Source organism: Streptomyces toyocaensis (assembly GCF_000725125.1).
Lineage (GTDB): Bacteria > Actinomycetota > Actinomycetes > Streptomycetales > Streptomycetaceae > Streptomyces > Streptomyces toyocaensis.
Genome location: NZ_JFCB01000009.1, coordinates 45,382 through 60,307 on the forward strand (window position 1 = coordinate 45,382; position 14,926 = coordinate 60,307).

Below are 14,926 nucleotides of genomic sequence, written 5' to 3' on the forward strand. Positions count from 1 at the left end.
GGGGCGATCGGTTACGCCCGCGCTGGGGCGGGAGGTCCCGCGACGGGTCAGCGGGTGACGTACACCGTCGCCGACGCCGTCGCGCCCTCGTGCAGGTCGTCACCCTGCCAGCTCACCCGGTAGGTGGTCTCCCGCCGGGTGCGCGGGATGTCGTTGACGGTGAAGGTGCCGTCCGCGGCGACCGTCACCGACGACAGGGTGCCGGTGCCGAGCCGGTCGGTGCGCTCGACCTTCAGCACCGCCCGGTCCGGCAGCGCCTTGCCCTGGGCGGTGAAGGTGCCGGTGATCTCGACGCCGGTGCTCATCGAGGCCTCCGCCGGGGCGGTCAGCGCGATCGAGCTGGCGGCCTTGCCGACGGACACGGTGTGGGTGACGTCGGTGGCGGGGCGGTGGGTGAGGTCGCCGAGGTAGGAGACGGTGTAGGTGGCGTCGCCGACCAGGCCGGGCTCGTCGAGGACGGTGTAGGAGCCGTCCTCCTTGACGGTGAAGGTGCCCAGGTCATGGGTGCCGCCCGCGTCCGTGCGGGTCGCCGTGACCTTCATCGGCTCGGCGGGCGCCGGTCCGTCGTACTCCAGCCGGCCCCGCACCGACAGCGGCTCGCCCGCCACGGCCTGGGCGGGGCTGTGCGTCAGCGTCCCGTCGAGGCGGACGTCGTACTGGACGGCCGGGGGCTGGACGATGTGCAGCCAGTACTGGCCGCCGCCGGTGCTCGCCGTGACCGCGAAGAGGCGGGAGCCGTCGGCCGACCACTCCATGCCGCGCGGGACGACCCGGTCGCCGTCGAGGCTGCCTTCGAAGACGAACTCCAGCGGCGGCGTGGAGTCGGCCGGATCGGCGGGCTGCACCAGCAGGTCCGGGGTCGAGCCGGTGGCCGAGGCGCCGCGCGCGATGTACTTGCCGTCGCCGCTGAAGGCGACCGCGCTGGCGGTGGCCCCGGACGGCAGCGCCTGGTAGCCGGCCGGCGCGTCGGACAGGTCGTCGGCGTTCAGCAGCCGCGTGCCGAAGGCCGCGTCGGCCACGGCGACCTTGGTGCCGTCCGCGGAGAACGCCATGTCCTTGAAGTCCAGGGCGCCCTTGCCCTCGCTGTCGGCGAAGCGGCGCGCGGCATTGCGGACGAGGCTGTCGCCGCTGGTGTCGAACACCGTGACGAAGGGGTTGGGCGCGCTCGCGTTGCGCGGCTGGCCCATGAGCATCCTGTTGCCGGGGCCGGACTCGAGCTGGAGGTCTCCGGAGTCGTTCCAGCCGGTGCGCTGATAGGCCCCGTCGACGACGGCGTCCACGTAGGTGCTGGAGGTGGCGCACTCCCCGGCGTACTGCGCGTACGGCGTCGTGACGTACAACTGGCCGCCGGAGAGGGCGAGGTCGCGGCCGCACGTGTCGGTGTAGGTGCTGGCGACGGGGGTCTGCTGGTAGGTGGTGGTGTCGATGGCGTCGATGCGGTCGCGCGTCCCGACGTACACCTTGCTGCCGTCGTCGCTGACCGCCAGGCCGGAGACGTGCTTCTGGTTGGTGATGATCGTGGTGAGCCGCTCACCGGCGAAGCTGTAGACGGCGACGGTGCCGGAGTTGTAGGCGTAGCCGGTGGCGCTGTCGGCGACGAAGACCTGCCGGTGGACGTTGTCGACGGCCAGTGCCGAGAACGAGGACATCGGCAGCTTGATGACGGCGTCGGAGGCCGCCGCGTGCGCCGCGGGCGCGGCGGCGACGGTGAGTCCGGTCCCGGCGAGCGCGGCGGTGAGAACGGTGACCGCGAGGCGTCCGGGACGGTGTGCTGTATTCAACTGTGCCCCCCACAGGCTGTGTTGAGGTCTCACGCGACAGGTGAGACACCCGTGAAGGACATGGAACAGCCGTGAAGATCGAAGAGCAAGGGGGACACGCGGGGCATGCACACGCCGAGAACGGGACGGAGCACGGCATGGCGAGGGCCTGCCGTCGTCCCCTGCGCCGGGGCGGGCGGAGGGGACGACGGCAGGCCCAGGAGCCCGCACGCCGTTGTGCGGGCCTCGCCGGTGTGTTCCGCGGCCGGCCGGATCGTGACGATCGCTGGTCAGGGCATCCTCATCCCGGCCGGCCGCGGGGTCCTTGCGGGCGGTCAGCCCAGGCGCTTCACCAGCGCGTGGTACTGGTCCCACAGTTCCTTGGGCGTGTGGTCGCCGAAGGTGTTCAGGTGGTCGGGGACCAGGGCGGCCTCCTCGCGCCACACGTCCTTGTCGACGGTGAGCAGGAAGTCCAGGTCGGCGTCGGACAGGTCCAGTCCTTCGGTGTCCAGGGCGGCCTTGGCCGGGAGGACGCCGATCGGGGTCTCGACGCCCTCCGCCGTGCCGTCCAGGCGCTCCACGATCCACTTCAGGACGCGGGAGTTCTCGCCGAAGCCGGGCCAGACGAACTTGCCGTCGTCGTTCTTGCGGAACCAGTTGACGTAGTAGATCTTCGGCAGCTTGGACTGGTCCTTGTCCTTGGCCACGTCGATCCAGTGCGCCATGTAGTCGCCCATGTTGTAGCCGCAGAACGGCAGCATGGCGAAGGGGTCGCGGCGCAGCTCGCCGACCTTGCCCTCGGCGGCGGCGGTCTTCTCGGAGGCCACGTTGGCGCCGAGGAAGACGCCGTGGTTCCAGTCGAAGGACTCCGTCACCAGCGGTACGGCGCTGGCGCGGCGTCCGCCGAAGAGGATCGCGGAGATCGGCACGCCCTTGGGGTCCTCCCACTCCGGCGCGATGATCGGGCACTGCGCGGCGGGGGTGGTGAAGCGGGCGTTGGGGTGGGCGGCCGGGGTGCCGGACTCGGGGGTCCAGTCGTTGCCCTTCCAGTCCGTGAGGTGGGCCGGGGTCTCCTCGGTCATGCCCTCCCACCAGACGTCGCCGTCGTCGGTGAGCGCGACGTTGGTGAAGACGGAGTTGCCCCACAGGGTCTTCATGGCGTTGGCGTTGGTGTGCTCGCCGGTGCCGGGCGCGACGCCGAAGAAGCCGGCCTCGGGGTTGATGGCGTAGAGGCGGCCGTCCTCGCCGAAGCGCATCCAGGCGATGTCGTCGCCGATCGTCTCCACCGTCCAGCCGGAGATCGTGGGCTCCAGCATGGCGAGGTTGGTCTTGCCGCAGGCGGACGGGAAGGCGGCGGCGACGTACTTGGACTCGCCGTGCGGCGGGGTGAGCTTGAGGATGAGCATGTGCTCGGCGAGCCAGCCCTCGTCGCGGGCCATGACGGAGGCGATGCGCAGGGCGTAGCACTTCTTGCCGAGCAGGGCGTTGCCGCCGTAGCCGGAGCCGAAGGACCAGATCTCGCGGTCCTCGGGGAAGTGGGAGATGTACTTGGTCCCGTTGCAGGGCCAGGGGACGTCCTCCTGGCCGGGCTCCAGCGGGGCGCCGACGGAGTGGACGGCCTTGACGAAGAAGCCGTCGGAGCCGAGCTCGTCCAGGACCGGCCGGCCCATGCGGGTCATGGTGCGCATGGAGACGGCGACGTACGCGGAGTCGGTGATCTCGACGCCGATGGCGGACAGCGGCGAGCCGACGGGGCCCATGCAGAAGGGCACGACGTACATGGTGCGGCCCCTCATCGAGCCGCGGAAGACGCCCTTCTCGCCCTGGAAGATGTCCCGCATCTCGGCGGGGGCCTTCCAGTGGTTGGTCGGGCCGGCGTCCTCCTCCTTCTCGGAGCAGATGAAGGTCCGGTCCTCGACGCGGGCCACGTCGGTGGGGTCGGAGGCCGCGTAGTAGGAGTTCGGGCGCTTGATCGGGTCGAGCTTCCTGAAGGTGCCCTTGGCGACGAGTTCCTCGCACAGGCGCTCGTACTCGGCCTCTGAGCCGTCGCACCAGACCACGTTGTCCGGCTGCGTCAGGTCTGCGATGTCGTTGACCCAGGAGATCAGTCCCTGGTGGGTGGTGGGGACGCCGGGTTCCGCGATGTCGCGCGCCACGTTTGCTCCTAAATGAGGGATTTTTTGTTGGAGGCCCCGTGGGGGCTGCGACCCGGATGCTTCAGACGGTGATCTTTGGCGCTCATCCGGTGTCGACCGCACTCATTTGATCATCCGACGAGAGCGCCCATCTGTCCAGAGGGCCGCACAGGTGAGCAACGTGACGCTGACCACGGTCTTTCCTGTGGCTTTACGCGCACGTTGAGTAGACCTGACGATTTCTTTGCGTGACATTTCCGCGTGGTGGCGTGAGATGATGGCCACTCCGGAAGGTCAATACGCCATCACGACGCGTAACTTACGGGCCCGTAGGTACGATGCGAGACATGACTGCGTTCGCCCCCGACGCCTCCGCGAACCCGCCGGCCGACGGCCCCGGACCGGTGGCGACCTCCCTGCCCCATCCCGTCAAGCCCAAGCTGCGCGGCTGGCTGCACCTCGGCATGTTCCCCGCCGTGCTGGTCGCCGGCCTGGTGCTCACCGCCTTCGCCGAGTCGACCCGGGGGCGCCTCGCCTGCGGGGTCTACGCCCTCACCGCCTGCCTGCTGTTCGGCGTGAGCGCGCTGTACCACCGGGGCGACTGGAGCCCCCGCATGGACAGGGTGCTGCGCCGCCTCGACCACGCCAACATCTTCCTGATCATCGCGGGGACCTACACGCCGCTGACCATCCTGCTGCTGCCGCACTCCACGGGGCAGTGGCTGCTGTGGGGCATCTGGGCGGCGGCGGCCGCCGGCATCGCCTTCCGGGTCTTCTGGGTCGGCGCGCCCCGCTGGCTCTACACGCCCTGCTACATCGCGATGGGCTGGGCGGCCGTCTTCTTCCTCCCGGACTTCATGCGCACCGGCGGCATCGCCGTCCTGGTGCTGGTCATCACCGGCGGCGTGCTCTACAGCGCGGGCGGGGTCGTCTACGGCATCAAGAAGCCCAACCCGTCCCCGCGCTGGTTCGGCTTCCACGAGGTGTTCCACTCGTTCACCCTGGCCGCCTTCATCGCCCATTACGTGGGGATCTCCCTGGTGGCGTACCAGCACGCCTGAGAGGCGCCGGGCGCACCACCGGCCGCGGCTTCGGCGCCGCGGCCTTCTTCATGCGCGCACGGCACCGACAGCCTGCCGGAGGACGACCTCACCGGCCTCGTAGACCGGGCCCTCGACGTCCTCGCGCACGTGCCGCCCCCCGCGAGATCCTGAGGCGGCACACCCCGGACATGACATCCTTGGCCGGGTGAACGGTCCCGAGATCCACGTCGAGTTCGATCCCGAACTGCTGCTCTTCGTCCCCCAGGCGCGGCCCACGGGCGCCACGAAGACCACCACCGACGGCGTCTCCAGCCTCGGCCACGTCGTCGAGTCCCTCGGCGTCCCGCTGACCGAGGTGGGCACGCTGCTCGTGGACGGCCACGAGGTACCGGCCGGCCATGTTCCGGCCGCGGGCGAGTCGGTGACCGTGCGGGCGGTCGGGCATCCGCAGCGGGTGCCGGGCGCGCCGCTGCGGTTCCTGCTCGACGTACACCTCGGCACGCTGGCGCGGCGGCTGCGGCTGCTCGGCGTGGACACGGCGTACGAGTCGACCGACATCGGCGATCCGGCGCTGGCCGCGCGGTCGGCGGCGGAGAAGCGGGTCATGCTCAGCCGCGACCGGGGGCTGCTGCGGCGGCGGGAGCTGTGGGCGGGGGCGTTCGTCTACAGCACGCGGCCGGAGGAGCAACTGACGTACGTGCTGGACCGGTTCGATCCCGAGCTGCGCCCGTGGACCCGGTGCACCTCCTGCAACGGGCTGCTGCGCCGGGCCACCAAGGAGGAGATCGCCGACCAGTTGCAGGGGGGCACGCACCGTAACTACGACGTGTTCGCGCAGTGTTCCGACTGCGGGCGGGCGTACTGGAAGGGCGCGCACCACGAGCAACTGGTCGCCATCGTGGAGCGGGCGGTCGCTTCGCGCTCCTCACGGGGGTGAGGGGTCGCTCCGCTGGGAAGCGCCGTGGGAGGGAGCGCCGTGGGAGGGAGCGCCGTGGGAGGTAAGCGCAGTGGGGAACTGCGGGCCGTTTGTGGCTGGTCGCGCAGTTCCCCGCGCCCCTGGCGGGGCGCTGTCAGCGCATTCTGAGATCCTTCGCGCCGCAGGCGATGCCGTCGCGGTTTCTGTCCAGCTTCAGCGGGTCGTCCTTGCCGTTGACCTTCAGGCGGCCGTAGTCGTGGTCCTTCAGCCACATGCAGCGGGCGAACGTGGTCGGCTTCACGTCCGCCGGGAAGGCCGTCGGCACGCAGACGTTGGCGGAGCCGTAGTGGCGGTCGCAGCCCGAGACGGTCGGGGCGACCGGCTGTGACGTGCGCTTCTTGCCTGCCTTGGTCACCTTGCCCGCCGGGGCCTCGGCGAAGTCGTGGACGTGGGCGGAGGCGTCCTGGGCAGTGAGAGCCGCCGGGCCCTGGAGGTGCACCCACTTCGCCACCGAGGGAACGCCGGCCGCGTCGACCGCGAAGAGCATGTACCAGCCGGGCGGGGCCAGGTTGGGGTTGCTCGTCACGTTCAGGTCGACCGTGTTGCCGTCGACGGACAGCGGCAGGTCCACGAACCGCTGGTTCGGGTCCGAGGAGTGGGTCACGGCGGCCGGGCGGATCAGCTCGGCCTTGGCGATGGGCCGGTCGACGGTGATCCGCTGGGTGTCGCCGTAGTTCCACTCGGTGTCGATGACCGAGGTGATCACCGGCCGCTCCCCCTTGAAGAGGTAGGGCGGGCTGTAGACCGACACGTTGTGGTTCCAGGAGCCGTTGCCCGGGTTGTCGCCGGTGGTCATCACACGGCCGTCGGGCAGCAGGAACGCCGAGGAGTGGTAGCCGCGCGCCTCCGGGTCGACGGCCACCGGGTCGAAGGTCTCCGAGGCCGGGTCGAAGACCGACGTCTCGAACACCGGGTCGGCCCGGTTGTGCAGCGCGCCACCGGTCTCCAGCACCTTGCCGTCGGGCAGCAGGACGGCGGAGAGGTACATCTTGCCCTGGTCGCCGGTCTGCGGCACCGGACCGTTGCCGTGGTCGACGGTGCCCTGCGGGATCGGCGGGCCGGCCACGTAGGTCGGGTCCGGCTGCTTGAGGTCGATGATGTCGGTGAGCCGGTTCGCGTCCGGGTTGGAGTCGATGTTGCCGCCGCCGAGGGTGAGGACCTTCTGGTCCTGCGCCGGGGGCAGCAGCACGCTCGTCGACTGGTCCCGCTCGTCCTTGTTCCGCAGGCCCGGGGTCTGGGTGATGGTGTTGGCGTCGTAGTCGTAGATCGCGGATCCGGTGCCCGGGATGTTGTTGCCGAAGACGTGGCTGCCGGAGTAGAAGAGGCGGCCGTCCTGCATGAGGATCATCGACGGGTACAGGCCCCAGTACGACCAGGTCTGGTTGACCTTCCAGGTGGGCAGCCACCGCTGCTCGGCGTCCGACCACCGCTCGGCGGTGACCGAGCCGGTGGAGTCCTCGCGCAGACCGCCGAAACTGATCACGTCACCGTTGCCGAGGATCGTCGCCGACGGGTACCAGTGGCCGTCGTTCATGTCGTTGGTCTTCGTGTACGACTCGGTCTCCGGGTCGAAGACGTACGAGTCCTTGTAGCCCTGGTAGCCGATCGTTCCGTCGGCGGACGGATAGCCCTTGTTGCCGCTCATGACCAGGACCCGGCCGTCCTTGAGCTGGACGTGCCCGGCGCAGAACATGTCGTCCGGGGTCGGGACGACCTTGTAGGTGCCGTCCTCCGGGTCGTAGACGGCGCTGGTGAAGGTGCCCGCTTCGAACCGCTCCGGGTCGTTGCCGGAGCCGGCGATCAGCAGCACCTTGCCGTTGTGCAGGACCACGGAGTGCATGGAGCGCACCGGGTTCTGCGCGGGCAGGACCTCCCAGCTGCCGTCGGCGCACTCCTGGGCGGTGCCCGTGCAGCCCGGTTCCGGGACCGGCTCGGCGACCTGTTCCATCGTGTAGTCGTCCGTGGTGGCGGAGCCGGTGCCGTAGACGGACACGCCCCAGGAGATGCGGTCGGTGCCGGCCGGGACCTCGGGGGTGCGGACGGTGGCCTCGGTCCAGTCGGCCTGCAGGTCGAGGGTCTTGAGGTCGGTCCAGTACTGCCAGCCGGCCGTGGAGTCGTGCCGGAACAGGGTGACGGCCGCGTCCGGGGTGGTCGTCCTGTACCAGAGCCCGAGGTCGTACTGCTTGCCCGGCGTCACCACGGGCGCGCAGTCGGCGGACTCGGTGATCAGGGCCTTGCGGTCGCCGTCGACGCGGCGGGTCAGCTCGACCTTCATCGCCTTGTCGCCGGTGTGCGCGTCGGCGGTGGTGGTGAACGTGAAGTCGTTGTCGCCCCAGCCGGACTTCTCCCAGCAGTACGGCATGTCGCCGGTGCCGGCGGTCTCGAAGCCCGGGTTCTTGATGAGGTTGGCGGCGGAGGCGGGTTGCGGGGCGGTGAGGAGGAGGCCGGTGGTGAGGGCACCGACGGCCAGCAGGGCCGTGGTGCGTCTGGACGCCGGCGGTTTTCCGGGTGTTCTCATGCGGTGCTCCTTGCCGTACGGCTCCTGCTCGGGAGGTACACCAGCGCCTCGGTTCCCACGAAGCGCAGGACGAAGGTGATCACGAGTGCCAGCGCGGTGGCGGGCAGTGCCGCCATGCCGAACCGGCCGACCAGCAGCGCGATCAGCGGCAGGCGCAGCACCAGGTCGGCGTTGGCGAGCAGCGCGAACCGCGCGGTGCGGTCGGCCCAGTGCCGGTGCCGCCGCCGCTCGCGGAACAGCAGTCTCTCGATCAGCAGGAAGTTCCAGGCCACGCCGAACTGGTTGGCGACGATCTCGGCGGGCAGATAGTGCAGCCCGGCCTCGGTCAGCGCCGACAGCGCGACGAGGTTGGGTACGAAGCCGGTGAGCCCGATCAGCCCGAAGACGACCATGCGGGCGAGGGGGGACCGCGTGCGCAGCCCGGCGAGGTGCCGCAGGAAGCGCATCCCCTCCTGCGCGGACGACTTGGACTCCCCGGCGAACCGGTCCTGGAAGACGAACGGCACCTCGGTGACCGTACGGGGTCGGCTGCGGACGGCGAGTTCGAGGAGGATCTTGTACCCGAGAGGCTTGAGGGCGTCGGCGGTGACGGCGCCGCGGCGGATGGCGAAGAAACCGCTCATGGGGTCGCTGATGCCGTGCAGCCGGCGCGGGAAGAGGGCCTTGGTCAGCCAGGTCGCCCCGCGTGAGACGGCCACCCGGTAGCTGCCGGCGAGCCCGGCCCGGCTGCCTCCCTTGATGTACCGGGAAGCGACGACGAGCCCGGCGTTCGCCCGCTCCCCCGTCGCCACCAGCTCCGGGACGAGGGACGGCGGGTGCTGGCAGTCGCCGTCCATGACGACGACCCAGTCGGACGAGGCGGCCCTGATGCCCTCGACGACGGCCCCGCCGAGCCCGCCGACGGCTTCCTCGCGGTGCAGGACGGTGACCGGGAAGGGGCAGTCCCGGGCCGCCTCCCGGACGACGTCGGGGGTGTCGTCGGTGGAGTCGTCCACGAAGACGACCTCGCAGGGCAGCCGGGCGGGCACCGATTCGGTGATCTGGTGCAGCAACCGCCGTACGTTGGCGGACTCGTTGAAGGTGGGCACGACGATGGTGACGGCGCCGGGCTCAGGTACCTGAACCGGGTCGAGCGTGGGGTCGCCCAGCTCGCCGGGGACGATGGACTCCTGGCTCATCGGGTGCCTCCGGCGGTCTCGACCTGGCGGATCTCGATACGGTCGGCACCGGTGCCGAACACGGCGACCGGTTTCGAGTGCTCGACGGCCTGCCTGACGTTGGGCAGGTCCTTCGCGTCGCGCCGTACCGTCGGTGAGGCGACCACGTAGTCGATGTCCCGCCAGCCGTTGGGCAGGGTGTCGGTCACCGCGGGGTCGAGGTCGGCCTTGTAGAACCAGATGACGCCGGGGCCGGGCCGGTACCCGGCGTGCACCAGGTCCAGCCACATGGCGTCGTCGACCAGCACCCGGGTGCCCGCCGGGTCCACCACCTCGGTGGCCATCCACGTCGAGGCCGCCTCGTAGGGCGCGTTGGCCTCGGTGGTGACGGCGGTGCGGGCGCCGTCGTACCAGCGGGGTACGACGTAGGCCGTGGCGGCGAGGGCGAGGACACCGGCGAGGGTGTACCGGGCGTAGGTCAGCGGCCGTCCCTCGGTCGCGGAGCGCCGTCGCCGCAGCACGGCGTGGGCGACACTGGCGGCCCCGCCGGCCAGGACGAGGGCGAGGAAGGGCAGCGCCTGGATGATGTACATGGCCGGCAGATAGCCGTCCGGGCGCAGGGCCAGCGCGGCCAGGATCGCCACGGTGAGGGCCGGGCCGGCCAGGGCGCGGGCGGTGACCGACCAGCGCCAGGTGACGATCAGCAGCAGGGCGCCCGCGAGGCCGCCGAGGGGCAGGATGCGGTCGTAGTACAGCCAGGACTGGAGCACCCCCCAGGAGCCGGAGCCCTCGTCGAGGATGAAGCCGGAACCCGGCCGGGTCATCTGGTACGCGACGCCGTCCCACAGGGAGACGTGTCCGCTGCCCGGGAACAGCTCGCCCTTGAGCAGGGCGAACAGCGGGTAGGAGAAACCGATCAGCGCGCAGGCCGTGACGGCGCCGGTCAGCGCGAACTTGCGGGTGTCCCTGTGGCTGTGGCGCCAGGCGGTGACGAACAGGGCGGGCAGGACGACGAGCATCGTCTCCTTGGTGAGGACGCCGACGGCGGCGGCGATGCCCGCGCCGAAGTGGTGCCACAGGTGGCGGCTCGGGGAGGCGGCGAGGGTGAAGGCGAGCAGCGTCCACATCACCGCGAGGTTGTCGAGGAAGATCTCGCGCTGCAGGACGACGGACAGCGGGGAGAGGCCGAAGATCACCATGCCGAGCGCCGCCGCCCAGCGGGGCAGGGAGAGGCGGCGCCCGAGGACGTAGACCAGGACCGCGCTGATGCCGCTGATCAGCAGCATCACGCCGCGCATGGTGCCGACGGTCATCGACTCGGGGCTGATCATCGCCGGTATCCAGGTCAGGACGGCGAGCTGGATCCAGCCGAGCGGCGGGTGGTCGTACCAGTAGGTGTAGTGGGCGAGGCCCCGGCCCTCCTGGACGGCCCAGGCCTGGGCGAGGTAGGTGCCCTCGTCGTCGCTGAGGGTCGGGTAGTCGGCGATGTTCCAGCCCTGGACGACGAGGATCGCGACCAGGAGGCCACCGCAGAGGAGGAGGTCGGAGCGGGAGGAGCGGAGCCGGCCCGGCGGCCGTGTCCGGCCGGCCGGAGCGGTGGTGGGCACGGGTCGGCGCTGCGCGGGGACCTTGGGGCCGGTCACCGCGGGAAGGGTGGAGGTCACGCGGGGACGTCCTCTCGGGTCGCGGTCGCGGTGCCACGGGTCACGGCGGAGGCGTCCCGTGCGGCCGTGGGCGCGTCGATGTGCGCGCCGACGTGCGTGGTCAGCTCCCAGTCGTTGCGGCCGCGCTGCTCGCGCCACACCGCGCGGACCGCGGCACCGGCGAGGAGCACCTGGTAGAACGGGCCGCCCACGATGAGCTTGAGGTAGTGGACGAACCGGACGCGCAGCCCGTACTGCCTGCCGAAGTCGTGCAGCCCGACCACCTCGAAGACGAAGGTGACGAGGGCGGTGACGGCCGGCAGGAAGGTGAGGAAGGCGAGGGAGACGGGCACGTCGAGGAAGATCGCGACCGCCACGTTCAGCGGGATGATCAGGCCGGTGAACGCCTGCAGGAAAGGCGTCATCAGCGTGTAGCGGGCGAGCATCCGCTGCCCGAACGTGGGCAGTTGCTTCCAGTCCTTCTTCCGGTACACCTGCAGGAAGCCCTGGTTCCAGCGGGTGCGCTGTTTCAGCAGCGACATCAGCGAGCCCGGGGTCTCCTCGCGGGTCACCATGTCGGAGTCGTAGGCGACGACTACCTGTCTGCCGACGCTGGAGAGCCGGACGCCCAGATCGCAGTCCTCGGCGAGGCAGTCGGGATCCCAGCCGTCCGCTTCCCGCAGGACGTCGGTGCGGACGAAGACCGTGTTGCCCCCGAGCGGTATGAATCCCTTCTGCGCGTGCAGGTGGAGCCGCGAGCGGAACCAGAAGAAGTACTCCAGGCAGTTGCGCAGGCTGTACCAGCTGGAGTGGAAGTTGATCAGCTGCACCCCGCCCTGGACCACGTCGGCCCCGGTGGACCGGAAGGCGTGGTCGACGTGGGCGAGGAGTTCCGGGTGGACCTGGTCCTCGGCGTCGAAGACCCCGACGACGTCGCCGCGGCAGTGCGGCAGCGCCGTGTTCATGGCCTTCGGTTTGTTCTTCTTCTCGTGGGTGTCGACGACCACCCGGACCCGTGGGTCCCGGCGGGCCGCCGCCTCGGCGACGGCGGTGGTCGGGGGATCGTCGTGGCCGACGATCACGATGATCTCGAAGTCGGTGTGGCTCGACTCGAGCAGCCGCTGGATGGTGTGGTCGAGCACCGCCTGTTCGTGGCGGGCCGGCAGCAACAGCGAGAACGACAGGTGCCCGCCGCCGTCCGGGCTGCTGAACCGGGTGGAGGCCAGCACCTCGGGCGTACGCCAGGCGTGCATCTGCCACCACAAGGTGAACGCGGCCATCCAGAACAAGGCCAGCGAAACGACAGCGATGAATACAGACGTGAGCAAACAGATCCCCCCAGATCCCGAAACCCCCCGCAACGTGACGGCGCGTCACTCCTGCGGCGCCCCGTCCGCCACGTCACCGTGCAGAGATTAAGGGGGAATTGTGAAACGTGGGGGCACTTCCGATAAAGACCCTGTTGCGGAACAGTGCTGTGGCATAACGGAGTTGACCGGAATCAGCCAGTGACGCGACCGGTCCCCGGTGCCTCCGTGCAGCCCAACAGGCTTGGCTGGCAGGCCCGTTCAGTTGCCCAGTGCCGCCCGCAACCGGTCGGAGTCGGTCGTCGGTGCGTCGCACGTGAAGTTACGGCAGACATAGGCGGCCGGTTCACCGCCGACCAGGGGACGGCCGGCGAGCAGCGGGAACTCGTCGCTCCCCTCGGTCCCGACGGCGACCACCGCGCCGGGCGCGGCGCCCCGGAGCGCCGTGCGGTGCAGGACGACGGTCGCCGGGTCGTCGAGTGCCGGGCCCACCACCGCGATCTCCCGCGGACCGTCCAGCACCGCCTCGGCCACCGCAAGCCCCCACCCGATGAACCGCGGCACCCGCGGACCGAGCGTCTTCACCACGCCCAACGCCCTTTCCGCCGCCAGGCGGTGGGGCTCGGAGCCGGTGTGCGCCGCGTAGCTCAGCAGCGCGCCCGCCGCGGCCGTCCAGCCGGACGGCGCGGCGTTGTCGGTCGGGTCCTGCGGGCGCCGGATCAGCCGTTCCGCGTCCGACGCCGTGTCGTACAGCGCACCCGACGCGTCGTCGGTGAAACGGGCCAGGATATGGTCGACCAACAGCCCGGCGAACTCCAGCCACACCCCCTCCCCGGTCACCGACGCGAGCGCCAGGAAGCCCTCGGCGACATCGGCGTAGTCCTCCAGCACCCCCGCGTTGGCCCCGACGTGCCCGTCCTTGCTGGTACGGGCGATACGGGCCTGCTCGTCGAGGTGCAGCCGCACCAGCAGGTCCCCGGCGGCGACGGCCGCCTCCGTCAGGTCCGGCCGGTCGAAGCAGGCCCCGGCCTCGGCGAGCGCCGCGATCGCCAGGCCGTTCCAGGCGGCGACCACCTTGTCGTCCCGGCCGGGGGCGGGCCGCGCGGAGCGCGCCGCGAGCAGCCGCTCCCTGACGCCGCCGATCCGCCCCGCGTCGAACACCTCCTCCCGCTGCGGAAGCTGCAGCACCGAGGCGCCCTCCTCGAAGGTGCCCTCCTCGGTCACCCCGAAGTACCGCGCGGCGAGTTCCGCGTCCTCCTCGCCGAGGACCTCGCGCAGCTGCGCGGCCGTCCACACGTAGTAGGCACCCTCGACGTGCTTCCCGCTGCCGTCGTCGCTGTCGGCGTCCAGCGCCGACGCGAACCCGCCCTCCGGCGTCCGCAGCTCCCGGACCATGAAGTCGGCGGTCTCCAGCGCCACCCGGCGCGCCAGTTCCGACCCCGTGGAGCGCCACAAGTGCGTGTACACCCGGCACAGCAGCGCGTTGTCGTACAGCATCTTCTCGAAGTGCGGCACCACCCAGTCCCGGTCCACGGAGTACCGCGCGAAGCCCCCGCCGAGCTGGTCGTAGATCCCGCCGCGCGCCATCCGCTCGCACGTGTCCCGCGCCATCTGCAGCGCGCCCTCGGCGCCGGTGCGGGCGTGGTGCCGCAGCAGGAACTCGATCACCATGGACGGCGGGAACTTCGGTGCCCCGCCGAACCCGCCTCGCTGCGGGTCGTACTCGCGGGTCAGCCCGAGCAGCGCCTGCGCCAGCTCCTGCTCACCGGGCACCTGGTCGTCGCCGTAGGACAGCTCACGGTCGGCCAGGTCCCGGGCGATCTTCCCGGCCACCTCACCGACCTCGTCCCGCCGCTCGTCCCACGCCTGGTGCACGCCCTGGAGCACCTGCCGGAACGACGGCATGCCGTGCCGGGGCGCGGGCGGGAAGTACGTGCCGAAGTAGAAGGGCTCGGCGTCCGGCGTGAGGAACACCGTCATGGGCCACCCGCCCTGCCCGGTGGCCGCCTGCACCGCCTCCATGTAGACGGCGTCGACGTCGGGCCGCTCCTCGCGGTCGACCTTGACGCTGACGAAGTGCGCGTTCATCACCTCGGCGGTGTCCCGGTCCTCGAAGGACTCGTGCGCCATCACGTGGCACCAGTGGCAGCTGGAGTAGCCGACGCTCAGCAGCACCGGCACCTGCCGCCGTCGTGCCTCGTCGAACGCCTCCCGGGACCACGGCCACCAGTCGACCGGGTTGTCGGCGTGCTGGAGCAGGTACGGGGACGTCTCGTGGGCCAGTCGGTTCGGCATGGTGTCCATCCTGCCGCAGTACCCGCCCAGGAGCCCGGCAGCACACAGCCGGGCGATCCGGCCCTCTCCCCACGGCGGCCCCCGCACGACAC

The 14,926-nt window shown here is 70.9% G+C and carries 9 protein-coding genes; 2 read left to right on the forward strand and 7 right to left on the reverse strand.

Annotation, left to right across the window (positions count from 1 at the left end; translation table 11 throughout):
* Window positions 1-47: 47 nt before the first annotated feature.
* Entirely contained in the window at window positions 48-1,781 is a 1,734-nt protein-coding gene (locus BU52_RS12525) for a YncE family protein (protein WP_037932653.1), read from the reverse strand.
* 314 nt (window positions 1,782-2,095) lie between these two features.
* Window positions 2,096-3,916: a phosphoenolpyruvate carboxykinase (GTP) gene (locus BU52_RS12530; RefSeq protein ID WP_037932655.1), complete on the reverse strand. Its 1,821-nt coding sequence runs from the start codon at window positions 3,914-3,916 to the stop codon at window positions 2,096-2,098.
* Between the two features lie 326 nt (window positions 3,917-4,242).
* On the opposite strand from BU52_RS12530, the gene trhA reads away from it, so the two are divergent.
* Both trhA and BU52_RS12540 read left to right on the forward strand, forming a co-directional pair.
* A complete protein-coding gene (gene trhA, locus BU52_RS12535) occupies window positions 4,243-4,956 on the forward strand; it encodes a PAQR family membrane homeostasis protein TrhA (protein ID WP_037932657.1) in 714 nt (237 codons plus the stop codon).
* 187 nt (window positions 4,957-5,143) lie between these two features.
* Window positions 5,144-5,875, forward strand: a complete 732-nt coding sequence (locus BU52_RS12540; protein ID WP_037932660.1) for a Mut7-C RNAse domain-containing protein — start codon at window positions 5,144-5,146, stop codon at window positions 5,873-5,875.
* A gap of 133 nt (window positions 5,876-6,008) precedes the next feature.
* Here BU52_RS12540 and BU52_RS12545 read toward each other — a convergent pair whose 3' ends face one another.
* From BU52_RS12545 to BU52_RS12565, 5 genes are all read right to left on the reverse strand, one after another.
* Entirely contained in the window at window positions 6,009-8,432 is a 2,424-nt protein-coding gene (locus BU52_RS12545) for a galactose oxidase-like domain-containing protein (protein WP_037932663.1), read from the reverse strand.
* Window positions 8,429-9,610 carry a glycosyltransferase gene (locus tag BU52_RS12550; RefSeq protein ID WP_037932665.1) on the reverse strand — a complete coding sequence of 394 codons (1,182 nt, stop codon included), beginning with the start codon at window positions 9,608-9,610 and terminating at the stop codon, window positions 8,429-8,431. The genes BU52_RS12545 and BU52_RS12550 overlap by 4 nt, the downstream gene beginning before the upstream one ends.
* Window positions 9,607-11,253 carry an ArnT family glycosyltransferase gene (locus BU52_RS12555; protein ID WP_037932667.1) on the reverse strand — a complete coding sequence of 549 codons (1,647 nt, stop codon included), beginning with the start codon at window positions 11,251-11,253 and terminating at the stop codon, window positions 9,607-9,609. The genes BU52_RS12550 and BU52_RS12555 overlap by 4 nt, the downstream gene beginning before the upstream one ends.
* Window positions 11,250-12,560 (reverse strand): glycosyltransferase, encoded by a 1,311-nt coding sequence (locus BU52_RS12560; protein WP_037932670.1) that lies wholly within the window; start codon window positions 12,558-12,560, stop codon window positions 11,250-11,252. The genes BU52_RS12555 and BU52_RS12560 overlap by 4 nt, the downstream gene beginning before the upstream one ends.
* A gap of 240 nt (window positions 12,561-12,800) precedes the next feature.
* Window positions 12,801-14,834: a thioredoxin domain-containing protein gene (locus BU52_RS12565; protein ID WP_037933006.1), complete on the reverse strand. Its 2,034-nt coding sequence runs from the start codon at window positions 14,832-14,834 to the stop codon at window positions 12,801-12,803.
* Between the last annotated feature and the right edge of the window lie 92 nt (window positions 14,835-14,926).